Genomic DNA, 22,210 nt, shown 5'->3' on the forward strand with positions numbered 1-22,210 from the left:
GGCTAGACAAGCAAAAAATTTTGCTTTCAAGCTGGAGCGAGAGGAGCTCTGCGACGAACTGGAACGTGGAGCGTGCCCGAAGGGCTAGATAACTCGTAGACGCGCAGCTTGCTGGCGTTTTAAAAGCAACGCTTTTACGTATTTAAAAAATTGCGTGGTCAGCTTCATATCTGCGCGGGTTTTATACTCGCAGCTACTTGTATGTTTTCTCATTTACTCCTCATGAGAAAAATACGGGCACTTAAGCAACGGCTTTATGCCACGAAAAATAATACAAAACACAATATAAAGTTATTGCTATTAATTCAGAGTGTATATTGCTTTTTGATAGCCTCAACAAGCCGATTCGCGCTTGCGCGTAAACATACCACATGGTTTAATTACACCGCTAAAAAAACCGGTACTCACCAAGGTTGGTGAGCAAGTGCAATATTTAAAATAATTTTGGGACTCTACAATGGCGTTAGGCTGCAAATCACTCGTAACTTCACTCGTAATGCTAGCAATATCAGGGTGTACAATAGTACCCGGTAGTCATTTTAAAGGAATAGACTCAGGCGAACAAACACATAACCTTGAGCAAGATCTTGAAAAAGTAAACATACAAATTATCGACTCGCAGCTTTTAAACACACAAAAGCTAGCGAAAGCAGCCACTAAACCTATTTCAAGTAGTGCGGGTGTTAATACCAGCAATTACGAATACAAACTAGGTGTAGGCGATGTACTTACAATAGGCGTGTGGGATCATCCCGAGCTTACAATACCTGCTGCAGTGCAACGTACAGCCGAGTTTGACGGCTTTAGAGTACAAAAAGACGGCACAATTACCTACGCATATGCACCTAACATACCAGCCGCAGGCAGAACCATTAGCCAAGTGCGCGACGACCTAGTAAAGCGCTTAAGCCGAGTAATAGAAGACCCACAGGTAGATGTAAAAGTAGTAGGTTTTAGAAGCCAAAAAGCCTACGTAACAGGTGAGGTTAAGCAGCCAGGTGTTTACCCTGTAACCGAAATACCGCTTACCTTAATTGATGCACTTAACCAAGCTGGCGGCCTAACAGAGTCTGCCGACTGGCGCACCGTAACTTTTACCCGTGGCGATAAAACAGAAGTAATTAAGCTTGATGACTTTTATGCCCATGGCGACATTTCACAAAACCGTTTATTACAGCACGGCGATATAGTGCACGTAAGCCGTAACGACGCGCAAAAAGTATTTGTACTGGGCGATGTAAAAAAAGCAGGTTCAGTAACCCTTAATCGCTATGGTTTAAACTTAGCCGAAGCAATAAGTGATTCAGGCGGTTTAAACGAAGCAACAGCCGATGCAAACGGCGTATTTGTACTACGTAAAAGTAACGTAGAGCAAACCGGTTATATTGCAAACGTATACCAATTACACGCAAAAAATATTGCCGCAATGGTATTAGCAGAGCAGTTTGAACTACAGCCAAGCGACATTGTATATGTAACATCTGCACCACTGGCACGTTGGAACCGCGTAATAAGCCTATTATTACCATCGGTATCATCAATTGATAGCATAGACGACATTTCGTCTAACTAAAGGTTAAAAAATGTTTGATTCAATTTTAGTGGTATGTGCGGGTAACATATGCCGCAGCCCCACTGGCGAATACGTTTTAAAGCAAAAGCTTGAAGGTAAAAATATAAAAGTATCGTCGGCGGGGTTAACCGCGCTCGAAGGCAAGCCGGCCGATGCAACAGCAAAGCAAATTGCACAAGCAAATGGTGTAAACATGGACGCCCACCAAGGGCGTCAATTAACATCAGCCTTAGTGGCGCAAAATAGTGTTATTTTAGTAATGGAAGAGCGCCACCTTAACGATGTACATGCCCGTTACCCAGAGGCGCGCGGTAAAACCTTTTTACTTGGTAAATGGATTGACAACGCCGAAATACCCGACCCCTACCGTCAAAGCCAAGAGGCTTTTGAACACGTTTACACATTAATCGATAGCGCATGCAGCGCTTGGCAAAAGTATTTATAAGGAATGGCTAAATTAATGACTGCCCAGTCTAGTAACAAAAGCAATAACACGCAATCCACCCAAGAAATCGACTTAATGGCACTACTTGGTGCATTGCTCGACCGTAAATATTTTATAGCCGGTATAACCGCATTATTTATGCTAGTGGGTATTGTTTACGCTGTATTAAGTACACCGGTTTATCAAGCTACCGCTATGATTCAGGTAGAAGACGGTAGCGCATCGGTTCCGGGGTTTGACGATATGGCCGGTATGTTCGAAAGTACATCGGCCGCAGTAACCGAAATAGAACTCCTCAAATCGCGCAGCGTTATTGGCGAGGCAGTAGATACATTAAAACTTGATATAACAGCCGAGCCTAAATTATTCCCATTTATTGGTAACCGTGCATATCGTAAATTTATACCAATGAGCGAGGGCGACCTAGCAGAGCCAAGTTTTGGTGCAAGCAGTTACGCGTGGGGCGGCGAAAGCATAAACATATTTAGGTTTGATGTACCACGCTATGCAATTAATCAAGAGTTTACACTGGTAGCACAAGCTAATAACAGCCTTGCGCTTTTAAATAGCGATGGCGAGCAAGTACTAACAGGTAAAGTAGGCGAGGAGCTAACCAACGGTAAATTTAACTTAACAGTACGCGAGCTTAACGCCCGCCCAGGTACTGAGTTTATATTAACCCGAAAAGACCGCCTCAATACAATACTTGACTTGCAAGCAGCCATTGGCGCAAGCGAAAAAGGCAAAGACTCAGGCATTATAAATTTAAGCCTACAAAGCAGCCAACCTAACTACGCCGAAAAAGTACTTGATAAAGTAGCCGCTATATATGTACGCCGTAATGTAGAGCGCAACAGTGCAGAGGCACAAAAGTCGCTTGAGTTTTTAGAAGTACAATTACCCGAAATTAAAAAACAACTTGAATACGCAGAGCAACGCTTTAACGACTACCAAATAAAACGCCAGTCAATAAACATAACGCTCGAAACCCAAGGGGTACTTGAGCAAGTAGTAAAGCTTGAAACCAAACTACAAGAGCTAAACCTAAAACGCTTAGAGCTTGGCCGTAAATTTAAAAAAAATCACCCAGCTTACCAAGGTATTATTGAGCAAATACAAGCGGTAGAAAAACAAAAAGACCAACTTATAGGCGAGGTAGGTAGCCTACCCAAAACACAACAAGAGCTATTACGTTTAAAGCGCGATGTTGAAGTAAGCAACCAAATTTACACGCTATTGCTTAGCAAAACCCAAGAGCTTGACATAGTGCGTGCAGGCACCGTAGGTAATGTACGTATAATTGACTACGCAGAGGTAAACACCAGCAAGCCTGTAAAACCTAAAAAAGCGTTAATAGTGGTAATGGCAACCATGCTAGGCGCTATGCTAAGTATTGCCATTGTATTAATACAAAAAGCCATACATAAAGGGGTAGAAGACCCAAGCGAAATAGAAGCCCTAGGTATACCTGTGTACGCAAGCGTACCGCACTCAGAGCATCAAGATAAATTAACCAACTTTATAAAAACGCGTAAAAATAAAGTAGCAAAGGCTAAAAGAATCCTCGCGCTCGACAACCCAGCAGACCTTTCTATAGAGGCGCTACGTAGCCTGCGCACAAGCTTACATTTTGCGATGATGGAAGCAAAAAATAATATTATTGCTATATCGGGCCCAAGCCCTGGCGTGGGTAAGTCGTTTATATCGGTTAACTTAGCCTCGGTGCTGGCGCAAAGCGGTAAAAAAGTACTCATTATTGATGCCGATATGCGTAAAGGTTATTTACAAAAGCAATTAGATTTAAAATGGGACGATGGCTTAAGCGATTACCTATCGGGCCGTTTAAACCTAGCGCAAGTAACTAAAACAACCAAGGTAGAAGGGCTAAACGTAATTACCCGCGGGCAAATACCACCCAACCCATCAGAGCTACTAATGCATAGCAACTTTAGCAAATTAGTAGAAGAAGTAAGCGCTGCGTACGACATTGTAATTATAGATACCCCACCAATACTGGCGGTAACCGACCCAGCAATAGTGAGCGCACATACAGGCACTACGCTATTGGTAGCACGCTTTGGCCAAAACCACCTACGCGAAATTGAGCTAACACGCGACCGCTTTGAACAAAACGGGATAGACGTTAAAGGCTTGGTATTTAACGGTGTACTTAAAAAAGCCAGTAATGCATATGGGTATTATGGTTATTACAATTACGAGTATAAATCGGATAAGTAAATAAAAGGGACTAGGCGCTAAGAAAAAGACTAGGGGAGGTTATTCATTTTTGACCTCTCATTTGCATTCACTCTTTACTATTTGTGTAAATAAGGTTTTTCAGTAGCAAACCATAGCCGAGAAAGGCCTTGACCTTAAAACTGATTAACCTAGAACCTAGAACCTAGAACCTAGAACCTAGAACCTAGAACCTAGAACCTAGAACCTAGAACCTAGAACCTAGAACCTAGAATTTGACACCGTAATGCAACACAGTAGCGTTACCCTGATAGCTGATAGCTGATAGCTGATAGCTGATAGCTGATAGCTGATAGCTGATAGCTGATAGCTGATAGCTGATAGCCAAATTTGATTTATTGAAGGATATTAAAAGTGAAAGTATTAACGGTATTTGGTACTCGCCCAGAAGCCATTAAAATGGCACCTCTTGTGCACGCCCTAGCTAACGATAGCCGATTTGACGCAAAAGTATGTGTAACGGCACAGCACCGTGAAATGTTAGACCAAGTACTTGAGCTGTTTAAAATTACCCCTGAGTACGATTTAAACTTAATGAAAGCAGGACAAACCCTACCTGAAGTTACAAGCCGTATATTGCAAGAGTTAACACCCGTACTTAAAGAATTTAAACCTGATGTAGTGCTTGTTCATGGCGACACGGCAACAACGTTTGCAGCAAGTTTAGCAGCGTATTATGAACAAATAGCTGTAGGTCACGTAGAAGCAGGCTTACGCACTGGTAATATTTATTCACCGTGGCCTGAAGAAGGTAACCGAAAACTAACTGGCGCTTTAACTAAGTTTCACTTTGCACCAACGGATACCTCAAAAGCGAATCTTTTAAAAGAAAACTATGTTGATGAAAATATCTTTGTAACCGGCAATACGGTTATTGATGCTCTATTACTTGTAAAGCAACAAATAGAAAATGACGCAGAGCTGAGCAACACATTAGCATCACAATTTCCTATGCTTGATGAAAGTAAAAAACTTATTTTAGTCACAGGCCACCGCCGTGAAAGCTTTGGTGGCGGGTTTGAGCGGATTTGTGAAGCATTAGCGCAAACAGCTAAAGCGTACCCAGATACACAAATACTTTACCCCGTACATTTAAACCCAAATGTGCAAGAGCCTGTAAAGCGTATTTTAAAAGATGTTGACAACGTACACTTAATAGAGCCACAGCAGTACTTACCATTTGTATATTTAATGAACCGTGCGCATATTATTTTAACAGACTCAGGCGGTATTCAAGAAGAAGCGCCAAGCTTAGGTAAACCAGTTCTGGTAATGCGAGATACAACAGAACGGCCTGAGGCAGTAGAAGCAGGTACAGTTAAATTAGTGGGTACAGATGTAGCAAAGATAACAACAGCACTCCACAAGTTATTAACAGATGACCAAGCCTATAAAGCGATGAGTCGCGCCCACAACCCGTATGGTGATGGCAAAGCTTGCCAACGGATTTGTGATATTTTAGTCAAAAAATAAATGTAACGTCGGGGTTACCCTGTGTTATTTAAATAGTTAAAAAACTTTAAATACTTTTCAAACCTCGATTTAAAAGTATTTTGCGAAGCTCGAAGCACAAGTAACTTTAAAAGGATCACTATGTCATTTAATACGATTTCAGTTGTTGGTTTAGGATATATAGGTTTACCAACAGCTGCGATGTTTGCATCACGTAAAAAAAACGTAATAGGTGTTGATGTAAATCAACACGCAGTGGATACAATTAATCGTGGTGAAATACATATAGTAGAACCAGATCTAGACATGATCGTACATGCCGCAGTGACTGAGGGCTATTTAAAAGCAACGACCTCACCAGAACCAGCAGATGCTTTTTTAATTGCAGTACCAACCCCATTCAAAAACAATGACTCAGAAGTACCTGAACCCGATTTAAGCTATATTAAAAAAGCGAGTGAAGCGATTGCCCCAGTGCTTAAAAAAGGCGATTTAGTGATTCTTGAATCTACTTCTCCTGTTGGTGCTACTGAGCAAATGGCAGAATGGTTAGCTGCCGCTCGGCCTGATTTAACTTTCCCTTCCTCTAACCAAGAGCCTGCTGGTGAAAAAGCTGATATAAATGTAGCTCATTGCCCAGAACGAGTTTTACCTGGTCACGTAGTGCGTGAGTTAGTTGAAAACGACCGCGTAATAGGTGGTATGACTGCAAAATGTTCTGCTCGAGCAGTAGAGCTTTACAAAACTTTTGTACAAGGTGAGTGTGTAATAACTAATGCAAGAACTGCCGAAATGGCAAAATTAACTGAAAACTCATGCCGTGATGTGCAAATAGCCTTTGCTAATGAGTTATCAATCATTTGTGATAAGTTAGATATTGACGTATGGGAGCTTATTTCATTAGCTAACCGCCACCCCCGTATTAATATTTTACAACCTGGGCCTGGAGTGGGGGGCCATTGTATAGCAGTAGATCCGTGGTTTATTGTTAGTAAAACGCCACAAGAGGCGCAAATAATACATACAGCACGTAAAGTGAACGATGCAAAACCAAAATGGGTAATTAATAAAGTAAAATTAGCAATTAGCGACTTTTTACAAGCTAACCCAACGAAGTCGGCTAAAGATGTCACCATAGCGTGTTATGGACTTGCGTTTAAGCCTGATATTGACGATTTACGTGAAAGCCCTGCGTTAAATATTACAAAGAAAGTAGCTGAGTTGCATTCAGGAACAGTTGTTGCTGTAGAGCCTAATATAAATAAACTACCGAGTAGCATTTCATCATTCAATTTATCTACGTTAGAGAATGCAAAAGAAAATGCGGACATTCATTTACTATTAGTTGATCATAAAGAGTTTAAAAATCAAACAAATAAAAATGAGTATCGAATTGATACAAAGGGTATTTGGTAATGAAAATATTAGTTACTGGGGGAGCCGGTTTTATTGGTTCTGCAGTTATACGCCATATTATTAATGATACTAATAACTCAGTAATAAACTTGGATAAGTTAACTTATGCTGGCAATTTAGAGTCACTTAACTCAGTATCTGTAAGTGAACGCTACACATTTGAACAGGTTGATATTTGTAATAGAACAGAATTAAACCGAGTTCTCAAAACGCATCAACCTGACGCGATAATGCATTTAGCAGCAGAAAGCCATGTAGACCGCTCTATAACTGGGCCAGCAGAGTTTATTCAAACCAATATCGTGGGAACTTATAATTTACTAGAAGCAGCTCGTGAATATTGGAATACACTTGATACGGCACCTAAACAAGCTTTTAGGTTTCATCATATATCTACTGATGAAGTATATGGTGATTTACCTCACCCTGATGAGCTTGAAAGGAATACTTTGTGTAAAGAGCTCCCATTATTTACTGAACAAACAGCTTACGCACCAAGTAGCCCCTATTCGGCAAGTAAAGCATCAAGTGATCATTTAGTGCGAGCTTGGTTACGTACTTATGGGTTTCCTACAATTGTTACAAATTGCTCTAACAACTACGGGCCTTACCATTTTCCTGAAAAGCTAATTCCTTTAGTTATATTGAATGCACTTGAAGGCAAAGACTTGCCTATTTATGGTAAAGGCGACCAAATACGTGATTGGTTATACGTAGAAGACCATGCCCGTGCCTTGTATAAAGTAGTCACCGAAGGTTTGGTTGGAGAAACTTATAACATAGGCGGGCATAACGAGAAACAAAACATCGAAGTGGTACAAACTATTTGTAGCATTTTGGATGAATTGGTACCAAAAGCCTCTAAATATTCCGAGCAGATAACATTTGTTACTGACCGTCCAGGCCACGATAGACGTTATGCAATTGACTCGTCAAAAATGCAAAAAGAGCTAGGCTGGACCCCAGAGGAAACCTTTGAAACAGGCCTACGTAAAACTGTTCAATGGTATTTAGATAATCAGCAATGGTGTAAAAATGTACAGGATGGCTCGTATAAACGTGAACGCCTTGGCGAGTTAAATACGCAAGCTAACAAAGGAGAGTAACATGAAAGGAATAATACTAGCGGGAGGATCTGGCACGCGCTTATATCCTATTACAATGGGAGTATCTAAACAGTTACTACCAATTTATGATAAGCCGATGGTTTATTATCCGCTATCTGCTTTAATGCTAGCGGGTATTCGTGAAGTATTAATTATTACAACGCCCGAAGACTGTGATTCATTTAAACGTTTGCTAGGAGATGGTTCACAGTTTGGCATTGTGCTTAGCTATACCGTACAGCCTAGCCCCGATGGATTAGCGCAGGCCTTTATCTTGGGCGAAAAGTTTATAGGTGATGATGATGTTTGCCTAGTGCTTGGTGATAATATTTTCTATGGGCAAGGCTTTACGCCAAAATTAAAGCATGCAGTGCAAAATGCTAAAAATGGTCAAGGAGCTACTGTATTTGGCTATCAAGTAAAAGATCCCGAACGTTTTGGTGTTGTTGAGTTTGATGAAAACAAAAAAGCAATTTCTATAGAAGAAAAACCAGATAAGCCAAAATCACACTATGCTGTAACAGGCTTATATTTTTATGATAACTCAGTTGTAGAGCTAGCTAAGCAAGTAGAGCCATCACACCGTGGTGAACTTGAAATTACCTGTTTAAACGAAATGTATTTAGAGCAGGGTAAGCTTAATGTTGAAATACTAGGGCGCGGTTTTGCTTGGTTGGATACTGGTACACATGAAAGTTTGCTAGAAGCGGCACAGTTTGTTGAAACAATTGAAAAACGTCAAGGTTATAAAATCGCATGTTTAGAAGAAATAGCATTTAATAATGGTTGGCTGAGTAAGCAAAGCCTCAAGTCACTAGCTAGGCCGTTTATAAAAAATAGCTATGGCAAATATTTAATGGAATTAATTAAAGATTAAATGATGATTGCACTAAACAAACCACTTAGTCCAGACTTAACAAAGCTGGCAGCATATTTAGAGCAAGTCAACGAGAGTGGCTGGTACACTAATTTTGGCCCATTACATGAGCAACTCACGAAGCGTTTAGAGGCATACCTAGGTGTTGAAAACTTATTGCTAGTCTCTAATGGTACTCTCGCGTTACAGGTTGCTTGCAAAACATTAAATATTAACTCAGCGATTACAACACCTTTTAGCTTTGTTGCTACAACAAGTTCACTTTTATGGCAAGGTATTGATACAGCATTTAGTGACATAGACAGACGAAGCTATAATTTATGCCCAAAGGCTCTTGATAAGACTTTCGAACAAGATAATAACTACGATGGCATAGTTGCTACCCACGTGTATGGTAACCCTTGTGATGTAGAGTCACTTGCAAAAGTAGCTGACAAACATAATAAAAAAATAGTGTATGATGCTGCACATGCATTTGATGTAAAGGTTGGTAATAAGTCGGTACTTAACTTTGGTGATGCAAGTACTCTAAGCTTCCACGCTACCAAGGTGTTTCATACCGTTGAAGGCGGCGCCATAATCTTTAAGCATAAGGCCGATTTTGTAAAAGCTAAGCAACTAATTAATTTTGGTCTTCAGGCAGATGGTACGTTGGGGGAGTCTGGTATTAATGCCAAGCTTAACGAGTATCAATGTGCCGTAGGCTTAACACTACTTGATGATATTGAAAGTGTAATAAAGCACCGAGCGGTATTATTTAATATCTACACGGATGAATTGAAAGGTGTGGTTGAATTACCACTATGGCATCCGCAAGCAAGCTTAAATGGTGCTTATATGCCTATATACATCGCGGGTGCACGAAAGCAGAAAGATGTAATGCAAGCTCTGGCTAAAAATGATATTCAATGCCGTCGCTATTTTACACCCTCACTTGATTTAGCCTACAGCAAACAAAAAAGCTTTGGTTGCAGTAACAGTCAAAATATTGCAGGCGGGATCATTTGTTTACCATTGCATAACTCTATGAGCGCTGGCGATGTGTTAACTGTCACTAACGTTGTTAAGGAGGAGCTATGAGTTTTGCGGTAATGCAACCTTACTTGTTTCCTTATTTAGGCTACTACCAACTTGTAAATGCAGTTGATATGTTTGTTTTTTATGATGATGTTACCTTTATTAAAGGCGGTTATATAAATCGTAATAACATTTTATCGAATGGTAAGGCGCAGCGCTTTACTATTCCAGTGCCTGGCATGTCATCAAACAAATTAATAAATGAATTAAGCTTTGATAAAAATATAAAAAAAATACTTAAAACAATTGAGCAAAGTTATAAAAAAGCACCTTACTTTGAGCATGTTTTCCCACTTATTGAATCTGTGTTGAATGATGAAAACAGACGTGTAGAACATATTTGTGCCAAAAGTATTTCAGTCGTGTTTGAATATCTAGGTATTAATAAAAATTTCTATTTTTCAAGCGAACTCAACTATAACCGTGATTTATCTGCTGCTGATAAGTTGATAGCGATGGCAGATGTTTTAAATTCAAATGATTACATAAACAGCCCTGGTGGAAAGTCGCTTTATAGTAATAAGTACTTTTCAGCACTCGGTGTTAATTTAACATTTATCGAAATGCAAAAGGTAAGTTACCAACAAGGTGAATATAACTATGTAGGTAATCTATCAATGATCGATGTATTAATGTGGAACAACAAAGAGCAAATTTTAGAATTATTAACTAAGTATAGGCTGGTTTAGACTATGTCTATAGGCGGCTATAATGAGTTGAATTTACATAACCGGAACACAGAGATACAACCAAGCGCTTATCAGTTTCAATCTGCACGAGCTGCTTTATACGCGTACTTAAATGCTACTAAAATTAAAACGCTGTATGTGCCAAATTATATTTGCGATAGCATTTTTCCAGCACTTAGAGCATTATCAGTCGAAATTAAGTTTTATTCAGTAAATGAGCAATTGCTACCAATAGACTATCCAAAGCTAACAAAGAAAAGCGACAGTAGAATACTGTTAGTGAATTATTTTGGCTTGTTAAATGAGCAAATCAAAACATTAACAGCCATAGAACCTGGATTATTTATTGTTGATAATTCACAAGCTTTATTTTGTGAGCATATAGAAGGTACGACAAGTATTTACTCACCGCGTAAATTTTTAGGTATCCCCGATGGTGGTTTTCTGAGAACGGCAGAAAAAATTAGTGTGCCTGAAACGCGCTATGATGCTAGCGAAAATGTAGGACATTTGTTACTTCGTGCAGCTGGAGATGTAAAAGCAGGATACGCACGGTTTTTATCCGCGGAGGAGGCGCTTGAATGCTTTATACCGAAAAGGATGTCAGTAATATCGGCTCATCTAATTAAATGCGCAGGTATAAATGCAATTAAAGAGAAGCGCCAACGTAACTATAGGCTATTATATACTGAATTTAAATCATTCAATCAACTAGACCTTCCAATCGATAATCAAGTCCCACTCTGCTACCCATTACAGCTAGCATTTGACATCACAAGTATTTGTAACGAATTTATTACAAAGTCAATTTACCTTCCTAGGTATTGGCGTAGTGATTTTAATGGAGACGTAGGGCGTGCAATGTATGAAAATACTTTGTTTATACCAATTGATGAACGTATTAGCTCAGACGAGCTAAAGAATCTAATAAAACTAATTAAAAACAAGCTATAAGTTTTAATGACTTTTAACTTGTCAAAAGAGACTTTATCAATGAAAGCAATTTACTTAAGGGAACTATCTCTAACTGATGTAGATACACTAAATGAATGGAGAAATAGTAGAGAAACTATTGACTGTTTAGGAGCTAACTTTCGCTATGTAGATATGGCCATAGATAAAAAGTGGTTTGAAAATTACCAACAGAATCGAATGAGTAACGTTCGTTTAGCGGTTTGCTGTAAAGAAACAAGCCAACTATTAGGAGCTGTGTATTTACTCAATATTGATTGGCTTAATCGTAATGCCGAATTTGCAATTTGGTTAGGTGATGAAAGCAGCAGAGGGCAAGGGATTGGAAGTCATGCTACTTCGCTTGCGCTAGAGCACGCTTTTTTAGATTTAAACTTGCATAAAATTTACTTAACAGTATTGGAAACAAATAAACCCGCAATAGGCTTATACAAAAAAATAGGGTTTAAAGAAGAAGGTATATTAGTTGATGCAGTTTATAAAAATGGAAAGTATTTAAATATGATTTCAATGGCAATTATTACTAAAGGTAACTAAGTAAATTTATGTCACTGAAAAAAAATATTATTGCAAATTATGTTAGTCAACTCTATGTAACCGGAATTGGTATATTACTACTCCCTTTGTATATAAAATACATGGGCCCAGAAGCATATGGCTTAGTTGGTTTTTTTGCTATGCTACAAGCTTGGTTTGCTTTAATGGATCTAGGGTTAACACCAACTATTAGTAGAGAAACTGCTCGTTACTATGGTGGGAGCATGGGGGCACTTGCTTATAGACGTTTATTTCGCGCACTAAGTAGCATTTTTATTGTAATAGCTTTGATAGGTGGCGCGGTTTTATGGTTGTTAGCCAGCTCAATTGCGAGTAAGTGGCTGAAAGTTGACTCTATACCAATTACAGACGTAGTATTTGCAGTTCGAATTATGGCGATAAGCGTTGCTTTAAGATGGATGACAGGGCTGTACCGTGGTGTTGTTACCGGGTGTGAGCAATTAGTATGGTTAAGTGTCGTAAACATAGTGATAGCAACCTTGCGATTTTTTGGTGTATTTGTGTCCATGTGGTTATGGGGATTTACTCCGCTAGTTTTTTTCGTTCACCAATTCGTCGTTGCTATTTTAGAGTTACTGGTATTGTATTTTAAAGCTTCTTTCTCTCTGCCTAGTAAGGCTAGTTTAGCAGAGGCGATAGGTTTTTCGTTTTCACCAATAAAGTCTGTCCTAAAGTTCTCATTAGCTATCGCGTTTACCTCATCAATATGGGTATTAGTTACACAAACAGATAAGTTAATATTATCAGGTATTTTACCACTTGCTGAATATGGGTACTTTACTATGGCCGTACTTGTAGCCAGCGGCATCATGATTATAAGTAGTCCTATCAGCAGTTCAATTATGCCAAGAATGGCGCGGCTTCATGCTGAAGGAAAACACAGAGAGCTATTGAATGTTTACAGAAATGCTACACAGCTGGTGAGCGTATTATGTGGCTCAGCCGCTATTGTAATCGCCTTTTTTTCAGAGGCTTTGTTATTTGTTTGGACGGCCGATCGTGAATTAGCAAAAAAAACCTCATCAATTCTTACTTTATACGTTATTGGTAATGGTTTTTTAGCTGTGTCTGCATTCCCCTATTACTTACAGTACGCTAAGGGTAACTTACGGTACCATTTAATTGGCAATGCGGTAATGGCTGTAGTATTAATACCGAGCATTATTGTTGCTGCTACTTATTTTGGTGCAGTAGGGGCTGGATATGTCTGGTTAATAGTTAATGTACTTTATTTAATCAGTTGGGCAGGTTATGTACACCATAAGCTAGAGCCAAGCTTACACGCTAAATGGTTGCTTTCTGATATATTCACAGTAGCTGTAGCCCCTGCATTAACAGTCTACGGTTTAAAATACCTAGTAGATATTTATTATACTTCAACAAACCGCTTTTCAGAGTTGTTATTGATTATTACAGTTTCCTTATTGACACTTAGTATTGCAGTGTTGAGTTCTCGATATACTAGAGTTGGACTATACAGATTTATTTCATCAAAGGTCAAAAATGTTTGATTTAAAAGCTTTCCGTGAGCAATCACTTCCCACTCAAACACAAGTAATATCACAATGGGATGGTGACTCGGCGTCACCAGTTGTGAGTGTTATTTGTACAGCGTATAATCAAGAGAATTATATAGAGGATGCATTAAAAGGCTTTTTAATGCAAAAAACAAACTTTCCGTTTGAAATAATTATTCATGATGATGCATCATCTGATAAAACCACTGATATTATTAATGACTATGTAAAAAAGTATCCATTGATAATTAAGCCCATCCTTCAAGAAAATAATCAATACTCTATAAATGGTCACTTACCACTATTAAATACAATAGCTGCTGCAAGTGGTCAGTATTTAGCATTATGTGAGGGAGATGATTTTTGGATTGATAAGTATAAAATAAGCAAGCAAGTAACTGCCTTAAAGGAGAATGGAAATTTAAATATATGTTTTACAAAGGCCGTTGGCTTGTATGCCAATGACAAAATGATAGCCTTAGCAAACCATACAGAATCTAAACATTTAGTTTTTAATTCTTCAGCTGTTATTGTTGGTGGTGGAGGATTTATGCCAACGCCTTCTATAATGGTGAAGAAAAGTGCTGTAGAAAAATTGCCCGAATGGTTTTTCGTAGCTCCTGTAGGCGATTATTATATTCAAATTATTTGTTCGTTAAATGGTGCTTTATTTCTTGGTTTTAATTCTAGTGTGTATAGAATAATGGCTAACGGTTCGTGGTCAAGTAAAAAAAACAAATTAGATACTACTAGAATAAAAAAAAATTATGAAGACACTAGGTATTGCATGAAAAAAATTTCTATTATGGGAGTTGACAGTAAAGCGGTACAAAAAAGTTTAGCGCTGCAATATGTAAATTTAGCTATACAAAGTATTAAATGTAAAGATTATTTGGGTGCTATTTTCTATTTAGATGAGTCATTAACGCAATGTAAAAAAGTTAATTATTATCAAACTATATTAAGGTGTATTAAACCTAGTTTACATGTTTTGGCTTTTATCTTTTCATACATGAAAAGTAAAAAATAACATAGAAGAATTTATGAATTTTTATATTATCATTTCAATTTTATATATTGCAATATTTTTTGTTATAGTGTTTTACAAATCAAATTTTAGAATAAATGTTTCTGTTTATATTGTTGGTTTATATCTGCTTTCTATGTTGGGAGCTTTTTTTTTAGATGATAGATTGGCAGTTGATGAAAGTAATTATTCTTTGGAGGCGACGTTTTATTTTTTAGTTGTTTTAAGTTTATACTTTATACCATTTGTTATTTATGATGATAGGGTTGTAAAATATATAAATTTTTCCAATGTAAAACTTTTTATTGTTATCAGTTATATTTTTATTTTTTTAGGTGTGGTGTCTTTTATATTCTTTATCCCTACAATCTTTGATTTATTCACATCTACAAAATCTATAATTCATTTGAGAGGCGACTTGGTTGGCGGTGAGGTTTATCATGGAGGGGGGTATATTTTCATGATAGTTAATTTATTCTGTCAGTTTTATCCAGTAGTAATATTGTTTTATTTCCAAGCGCTTACATTTCTACCAAATAAGGTTTGGTTACGAAGGTTACTTTTCTGTTCGTCTTTATCATATATTTTGAATGTATTATCTTCTGTCGGGCGTGATGGTATTGTTCTTTGGTCATTGTCATTTATATTTACCTTCTTACTATATAAAAAATTCTTAAGTAGTGCTGTGAAAAGCGCGATTAAAAAGAATTTTTTTAGGGTACTAATTGTTTTGTTTTCTTTTTTCTTAGTGATTTCGATATCTAGATTTCTTAGCGATGATTACTTTTTGTTTTTCCATAAGTTGTTAGCTTATTTTTCTCAACAGCTCGGTGAGTTCAATCAGTTTTATACTAAAACCAAATTTGCAGATATGCCAATTCAGGTTGAAAAAGTGTTCCCTTTTTTAAAGTTTTTCATTGAAAACGAAGAATTATCGATACTTGATGAACATTTTAGCTTTTTAGCAACTTATGGCTTTAGTAAGTTTGTCTTTAAAACATTTATAGGCTCTTTTTATGTTTCTCTTGGTGGAGTTGGGACTTTATTATTTTCATTTATTTATATGCTAATATTTTCATTTGTTTCAATACGCAATAAGCAAGAAAAACTAGACTTCGGGTTGTTAATACTGTTTGTTTTATTTTCGCAATTAATATTGCATGGTATTTTTTACTATAAATTAGGCTATGTAGTTAGTCATGTTTATATACTTTTATGTTTTCTTTTGTCGTATTTATTTATTACTAGGCAAAGACGTTGAATTTGGAGTTCATTATGAGTATTGGTGTCATTGGTCGTACCCCACCTCCAATTGGAGGGGTAAGTGTTTTCTTTTCAAGAAGAATAAACCAACTAATTGAATCCGGTGTGAGTGTTGAGGTATTTGACTTAGGGAGCCGGTTTGTATCAATTCGCTTATTTTTGTCACGTTCAAAAAAATTTGAAGTAAACTCATTAAATTTGGGTTTGGTTTTTCTACTTTTTATTTGTGGGAAGTTAAGTAAATCTGTATTTATCGATCATAATGCGTCGAGACACTTTTCGGGTTTTAAAAAAAGCATTCTACTTTTTTTTTTAAAGCGATCAGCTGGAGTTGAAATAGTAAATTCCGATTTATCAGAATTTTATCCCAATGGGATTTCCCTCACATTGTTACACCCCTTCATTCCACCAACGCTATCAGCGAAAGAGTCAGTTTTATCTACTTATGATGATAAAACATTACTTTTTATCAAAAGAGATAATTTAGTAGTTAATTCTGCATGGAAGTATATTAAATATAATAATACTGACCTATATGGAATAGAAACATCAATATTATTACTTGAGACTTTTAAAAAGCTAAACCTTTTACTCGCAATTGCTGATTGGGATGAACTTTCTATGCCACCGAGAGTAGTTCAAAAAATTAATAAATATAAAGACGAAGATCGTTTACACCTATTTACAGGCCAAAAAGAACTTTGGCCTGTGTTTCTTGAGCAACCCACTTTTTTAAGGTTAACTCCAACTGATGGTGATAGTGTAAGTGTTAGAGAGGCGTTGTACTTTGGTGCTAATGTTATTGCTTCAAATACCATCAAGAGACCAAGTGGTTGCCACATTTATGAATATGGTAAAATGGATTCTTTAATAGCAGTTATGGATAAATACTCATGAAACAAGTGTTACAAAACCTCGCTAACGGCGAAACGTCTTTAGTGAATGTGCCATGCCCTAAAGCTAAAAATAGTAATGTATTAATTAAAACCTCTAAAACGCTGGTTTCTGTAGGTACTGAGCGTATGTTGGTTGATTTTGGTAAAGCAAGCTGGATTGAAAAAGCGCGCTCACAGCCTGATAAAGTAAAAATGGTCTTAGAGAAGGCTAAAACTGATGGCCTTTCAGCAACCTATGATGCTGTTAAGTCTAAATTAGACCAACCACTTCCATTGGGTTATTGCAATGTAGGTACTGTGATCGATAGTAGTGACACAGGGTTTGAGGTTGGTGCTCGCGTTGTTTCAAACGGTAACCATGCTGAAGTAGTACGTGTACCTAAAAACTTGGTCGCTGCGGTCCCTGATGATGTTGACGATGAATCAGCGTCATTCACAGTTTTGGGTGCCATTGCTATGCAAGGCATACGTTTAATCAAACCAACTATAGGTGAAACCGTCGTAGTAACAGGTTTAGGCTTAATAGGCTTACTTGCAGTCCAGATTTTAAAAGCAAATGGTTGTCGCGTACTGGGTATTGATTTTGATTCTGCTAAGTGTGAGTTAGCAAAGCAATTTGGTGCAGAGGTTGTTGACCTTTCAAAAGGTGAAGATGCCCTTGTAGCTGCAGAGGCGTTTTCTCGCGGTCGCGGCGTTGATGCAGTACTGGTAACTGCAAGCTCAAAGAGTAATGACATTATGCACCAAGCTGCAACTATGAGTCGCAAACGCGGCCGTATTGTATTGGTCGGTGTGGTAGGTTTAGAGCTAAGCCGAGCTGATTTTTATGAGAAAGAGTTAACTTTTCAAGTATCATGTTCTTATGGACCTGGCCGCTATGATGAAGAATACGAAGATAAGGGGAAGGATTACCCGTTTGCTTTTGTGCGTTGGACTGAGCAGCGTAACTTTGAAGCAATTCTTGATTTAATGGCATCTGGTGCAGTGAACGTGAAGCCGCTTGTTAGCCATCGTTTTGCTATTGATGATGCAAAAGCTGCATATGAAAAACTTGATGATAGAGGATCCCTTGGTATTGTTTTGGATTACAGCAAAACTAATACTGCTGATCTTACGAAGGCAACTGTTGCGCTAAATGAACAAGCGAGCTTTGCTGCTAGCAATGGTAATGTTGCCTTTATTGGAGGTGGTAACTACGCATCACGAGTTTTAATACCGGCGTTTAAAAACGCAGGCGCTAATTTAACCTCTATTGTTACTAGTGGTGGTATCAGTGCGGTGCACCATGGTAAGAAAAATGGCTTTGCTAATGCGACTACCGATATGGATCAGGCGCTTGATAGTAATACTGATGCTGTGGTGATTGCTACACAACATAACTTGCATGCGTCTCAAGCCATTGCAGCGCTTGAAAAGGGCAAGCATGTATTTGTTGAAAAGCCTCTTGCGCTCAATCATGATGAAATTGATGCTATAGAATCGGCTCAAAAAGCTGCAAATACTATGGTAATGGTTGGCTACAATCGACGGTTTGCACCGCATGTGCAAAAAATGAAAGAACTGCTTATGAAGAAAGCAGCACCTAAAACTTTTATTATGACGATGAACGCAGGTGATATCCCTGCTGAACATTGGACACAAGATCCTGCAGTGGGAGGCGGCCGTATTATTGGTGAAGCATGTCACTATATTGATTTAATGCGCTTTTTAGCCGGTTCTAAAATTAAGTCTTTTTCGGCGATTAAAATGAGTGAGAATGACTATGTTGAAGTCACTGAAGATAAAGCCATAATTACTATCACTTTTGAAGATGGCTCCGTTGGCTCGATACACTACTTTGCAAATGGTGGTAAATCATTCCCTAAAGAGCGAGTTGAAGTGTTTTGTGATGATGCAGTGCTTCAGCTAGATAACTTCCGTAAGTTAACGGGCTATGGTTGGAAAGGCTTTAATAAAATGAACTTATGGTCTCAAGATAAAGGGCAATCTAGTTGTTCAGAAGCTTTTATGAATGCCGTGCAGCAAGGTGGGCAAAACCCTATTCCGAACGATGAAATTTTTGAAATCGCTCGTGTATCAGTAGATATTGCTAATTTATTGCGCAGTTAATCCAAATTCAAGCTAATCCAAACCTAGAGGATGTATTAAGGGGGCATTGCCTCCTTCTGTAATTATGAAAAAACTACTTTTTCTCTTCCATACACTTAAATATCTACGATGGCCCCAGTTTTACTTTAGAATTTACCGAAAATTAGTCAAACCTAAGGCGTCAGAGCAATACTCCGGACAAGAGCCACAAAAAAGTGCACAGTGGGTTCATATCCCTATGTATGATGAAAAAGTTACACCCCAAATGGTTGCTACCTTTTTGGGGTTTACTAAACAGTTGGATTTACCTGCCGATTGGAATGATGAATCACACAGCAAATTATGGGTTTATAACCTTCACTATTTTGAAGATTTACTCACTGTAAATGCTGCTGCTAAATATGACTTTCATATCGAGCTTTTAAATAGATGGGCAGCTGATAACCCTGTAGGGTATGGTAACGGCTGGGAACCATATCCAATTTCGTTGCGTGTTCCAAATATTCTTAAAGCTTGGCTGGCAGGTTTACCATTACAAAAGCAGCATTTTAAAAACGTATTTGAGCAAGCTAGCTTTCTGTCGAATGACTTAGAAAAGCACTTATTGGGCAACCACTATTTTGTTAACCTAAAAGCATTACTTTTTGCTGGCGTAATTTTTAACAACACACGGTGGTTAAAGCTTGCCGTAAAAGGCTTAATGTCGGAGATCCCAGAGCAAACCCTTGAAGATGGAGCTAATTTTGAGCTTACACCTATGTATCATTCTTTAATTTTGGTGGACATGCTCGACATGTATAACCTATCAAAGGCATACCCAAAACAAGTACCTGAAGAACTAACTAACATAATTGAAGTGTACATTCCTAAAATGCTAAATTTTATGCAATTGGTTGCTCATAACGATCAAGGTGTTAGCTTTTTTAATGACTCAGTAGATGGAATCGCACCCTCTCAAGCACGTATTAACGCTTATGCTCTAGCGCTAGGGTTTGCATTGCCAGAGTTAGACATACAACAAGTTAATGCTATAGATTCGCGCGCTAGCGGATACATGGTTGCCACCCACAGTGGTAATAAGCTAATTTTTGATGCAGGTAATGTTGGTCCTGATTATATTCCGGGTCATGCCCATGCAGATACTTTAGCATTTGAGCTTTCTATTGGTAGTGAGCGGGTATTTGTTAATACGGGTACTTCACAATATGGTTTGGGCGCACAGCGTTTAAAAGAACGTAAAACACTTTCTCATAATACAGTTGAAGTTGACGGTTTAGACTCATCACAAGTATGGAGCGGCTTTAGGGTTGCACAGCGTGCACGTATTACCTCAGCCAGCGCTAGTGTAATGTGTAACACTGTTCAGCTAAAGGCAAGTCACAATGGTTACTATAAAATCTATGGCGGGCCACATCACCAGCGGTCTATGTTTCTGGAGGCATCATCTTTGCGGGTTAAAGATGAGCTTAATGGCAGATTTACTCAAGCAAAAGCGCGTTTTTACTTACACCCAAGCTTAGTTGTCACATTAATAAATGGGAACTTAAGAGTCGTGGGCAAACGTTTTGAACTTTTAGCTGATTTAACAGGGCGCCAAGCAATACTCGTAAAAAGTAATTGGCATCCAGGCTTTGGAATATCAAAACAGAATAATTGTCTCGAAGTTACGTTTAGTAATCCTAACAACCTCATCGAATTTACATGGAACGCTTTGTAATATGCATATTTTATTTTTAACGGATAACTTTCCGCCAGAAGGAAATGCACCCGCAACGAGAACCTATGAGCATGCCAGGGAGTGGGTAAAGTTAGGCCATAAAGTAACAATTATTACGGGAGCGCCAAACTTCCCAGAAGGTAAAGTTTTTGATGGCTATCGTAATAGCTGGTACTCAAAATCATATTTAGATGGGATAGAAGTAAGAAGAGTTAAAACTTACATAACAGCAAATGAAGGGTTTATGAAAAGAATTTTAGATTTTCTATCATTCATGATCACAAGTTTTATTGCTGGGTTATTTGTAAAAAAGCCTGATGTAATTGTAGGTACCTCTCCTCAGTTTTTTACAGCTGTAAGTGCTTGGGCTCTATCTGCGGTTAGGTTTAAGCCTTTTATATTTGAGTTGAGAGACATATGGCCGGCGTCAATAACTGCCGTTGGGGCAATGAAAGATAGCATTGCAATTCGAATACTTGAGAAGCTTGAGATGTTTTTATATAAGCGAGCAGGCTCAATAATATCTGTGACTAATGCATTTAAAAAAGAGTTGATCGAGCGCGGTGTTGATGGTGATAAAATTGACGTCGTTTTAAATGGTGTAGATTTAGCTAAGTATCAGCCAGTAAGTGTAAAAGATAACGAATTTTCTAAAAGGTATAATTTAGAGGGAAAGTTTGTTGCAGGCTATATTGGCACTCATGGTATGGCCCATGGTTTAGAGGCTATTGTTGAGGTTGCAGAACAATTAAAAGAAAATGACGATATCCGCATTTTGTTTGCAGGGGGCGGAGCAGCAAGAAAAAAAGTAGTTGATCTTGTTGCTGAAAAAGAACTTTCAAATGTTGTATTAATTGATAGGCAACCAAAAGAAATGATGCCAATAATATGGTCGTTATGCGATATCTCGTTAGTGCCTTTAGTTAATAATGATTTATTTAGAACGGTTATCCCTTCCAAAATATTTGAATGTATGGGTATGGGAATTCCCACCGTAATGAGCGTCCCCGAAGGGGAAGCTACGCAAATAATAAGAGAGACAGCTTCAGGTTTAGTAGTTGAAAGCGAAAATGTGGAACAAATAAAAAATGCAATACTGTATATTTATTCAGACAATAAAGTTTATAGGAATATGAGGTTAGGTAGTATAAGTTCAGCCCCAAAATTTAGTCGAACTACTAACGCTCAATTAATGCTTGATATATTTGAGAAAGTTTCAGCTAAAAATTAGTTGTTGTTCAAATGATGCCTTTAGTTAGGCAGTTTAAGTAGCTAATTATA

The 22,210-nt window shown here is 38.1% G+C and carries 18 protein-coding genes; all 18 read left to right on the forward strand.

The genetic code is table 11. The features are described 5' to 3' along the window. The first annotated feature begins 457 nt into the window (after positions 1–457). The 18 genes from AN391_RS18405 (at position 458) to AN391_RS18490 (ending at position 22,160) form a co-directional block, all read left to right on the forward strand. Positions 458–1,573 (forward strand): polysaccharide export protein, encoded by a 1,116-nt coding sequence (locus AN391_RS18405; RefSeq protein ID WP_055016734.1) that lies wholly within the window; start codon positions 458–460, stop codon positions 1,571–1,573. Between the two features lie 10 nt (positions 1,574–1,583). Further along, positions 1,584–2,018 (forward strand): low molecular weight protein-tyrosine-phosphatase, encoded by a 435-nt coding sequence (locus AN391_RS18410; protein WP_055016735.1) that lies wholly within the window; start codon positions 1,584–1,586, stop codon positions 2,016–2,018. 15 nt (positions 2,019–2,033) lie between these two features. Beyond that, on the forward strand, positions 2,034–4,256 hold the full coding sequence (locus tag AN391_RS18415; RefSeq protein ID WP_055016736.1) for a polysaccharide biosynthesis tyrosine autokinase: 2,223 nt from the start codon (positions 2,034–2,036) through the stop codon (positions 4,254–4,256). Positions 4,257–4,628: 372 nt separating this feature from the next. After that, positions 4,629–5,747, forward strand: a complete 1,119-nt coding sequence (gene wecB / locus AN391_RS18420) for a non-hydrolyzing UDP-N-acetylglucosamine 2-epimerase (RefSeq protein WP_055016737.1) — start codon at positions 4,629–4,631, stop codon at positions 5,745–5,747. Positions 5,748–5,867: 120 nt separating this feature from the next. Beyond that, the gene (wecC, locus tag AN391_RS18425; RefSeq protein ID WP_055016738.1) at positions 5,868–7,142 is read left to right on the forward strand and encodes a UDP-N-acetyl-D-mannosamine dehydrogenase; all 1,275 of its coding nucleotides are present in this window, start codon (positions 5,868–5,870) and stop codon (positions 7,140–7,142) included. Further along, positions 7,142–8,248: a dTDP-glucose 4,6-dehydratase gene (gene rfbB, locus AN391_RS18430; protein ID WP_055016739.1), complete on the forward strand. Its 1,107-nt coding sequence runs from the start codon at positions 7,142–7,144 to the stop codon at positions 8,246–8,248. The genes wecC and rfbB overlap by 1 nt, the downstream gene beginning before the upstream one ends. Before the next feature lies 1 nt (position 8,249). Beyond that, entirely contained in the window at positions 8,250–9,125 is an 876-nt protein-coding gene (gene rfbA, locus AN391_RS18435) for a glucose-1-phosphate thymidylyltransferase RfbA (RefSeq protein ID WP_055016740.1), read from the forward strand. Next, positions 9,126–10,205 carry a DegT/DnrJ/EryC1/StrS family aminotransferase gene (locus tag AN391_RS18440; RefSeq protein ID WP_055016741.1) on the forward strand — a complete coding sequence of 360 codons (1,080 nt, stop codon included), beginning with the start codon at positions 9,126–9,128 and terminating at the stop codon, positions 10,203–10,205. Further along, complete coding sequence (locus tag AN391_RS18445; RefSeq protein WP_055016742.1) at positions 10,202–10,891, forward strand: WbqC family protein; 690 nt, start codon at positions 10,202–10,204, stop codon at positions 10,889–10,891. Before AN391_RS18440 ends, AN391_RS18445 begins: the two co-directional genes overlap by 4 nt. Positions 10,892–10,894: 3 nt before the next feature. After that, on the forward strand, positions 10,895–11,845 hold the full coding sequence (locus AN391_RS18450) for a hypothetical protein (protein WP_055016743.1): 951 nt from the start codon (positions 10,895–10,897) through the stop codon (positions 11,843–11,845). Positions 11,846–11,884: 39 nt separating this feature from the next. Continuing rightward, positions 11,885–12,400 (forward strand): GNAT family N-acetyltransferase, encoded by a 516-nt coding sequence (locus tag AN391_RS18455; RefSeq protein WP_055016757.1) that lies wholly within the window; start codon positions 11,885–11,887, stop codon positions 12,398–12,400. Positions 12,401–12,408: 8 nt separating this feature from the next. Next, positions 12,409–13,932, forward strand: coding sequence for an oligosaccharide flippase family protein (locus tag AN391_RS18460; protein WP_055016744.1), 1,524 nt, complete (start codon positions 12,409–12,411; stop codon positions 13,930–13,932). Then, entirely contained in the window at positions 13,925–14,968 is a 1,044-nt protein-coding gene (locus AN391_RS18465) for a glycosyltransferase family A protein (RefSeq protein ID WP_055016745.1), read from the forward strand. The genes AN391_RS18460 and AN391_RS18465 overlap by 8 nt, the downstream gene beginning before the upstream one ends. Before the next feature lie 13 nt (positions 14,969–14,981). Beyond that, complete coding sequence (locus tag AN391_RS18470) at positions 14,982–16,226, forward strand: O-antigen polymerase (RefSeq protein WP_055016746.1); 1,245 nt, start codon at positions 14,982–14,984, stop codon at positions 16,224–16,226. Positions 16,227–16,240: 14 nt separating this feature from the next. After that, entirely contained in the window at positions 16,241–17,125 is an 885-nt protein-coding gene (locus AN391_RS18475) for a hypothetical protein (protein ID WP_055016747.1), read from the forward strand. Next, positions 17,122–19,233, forward strand: a complete 2,112-nt coding sequence (locus AN391_RS18480; RefSeq protein ID WP_055016748.1) for a bi-domain-containing oxidoreductase — start codon at positions 17,122–17,124, stop codon at positions 19,231–19,233. Before AN391_RS18475 ends, AN391_RS18480 begins: the two co-directional genes overlap by 4 nt. Before the next feature lie 217 nt (positions 19,234–19,450). Then, positions 19,451–20,929 carry a heparinase II/III family protein gene (locus AN391_RS18485; RefSeq protein ID WP_055016749.1) on the forward strand — a complete coding sequence of 493 codons (1,479 nt, stop codon included), beginning with the start codon at positions 19,451–19,453 and terminating at the stop codon, positions 20,927–20,929. Position 20,930: 1 nt separating this feature from the next. Then, the gene (locus AN391_RS18490) at positions 20,931–22,160 is read left to right on the forward strand and encodes a glycosyltransferase family 4 protein (RefSeq protein ID WP_055016750.1); all 1,230 of its coding nucleotides are present in this window, start codon (positions 20,931–20,933) and stop codon (positions 22,158–22,160) included. Positions 22,161–22,210: the final 50 nt, after the last annotated feature.

The sequence above is a fragment of the Pseudoalteromonas sp. P1-13-1a genome (assembly GCF_001401875.1).
In the GTDB taxonomy this organism is placed as follows: Bacteria; Pseudomonadota; Gammaproteobacteria; order Enterobacterales; family Alteromonadaceae; genus Pseudoalteromonas.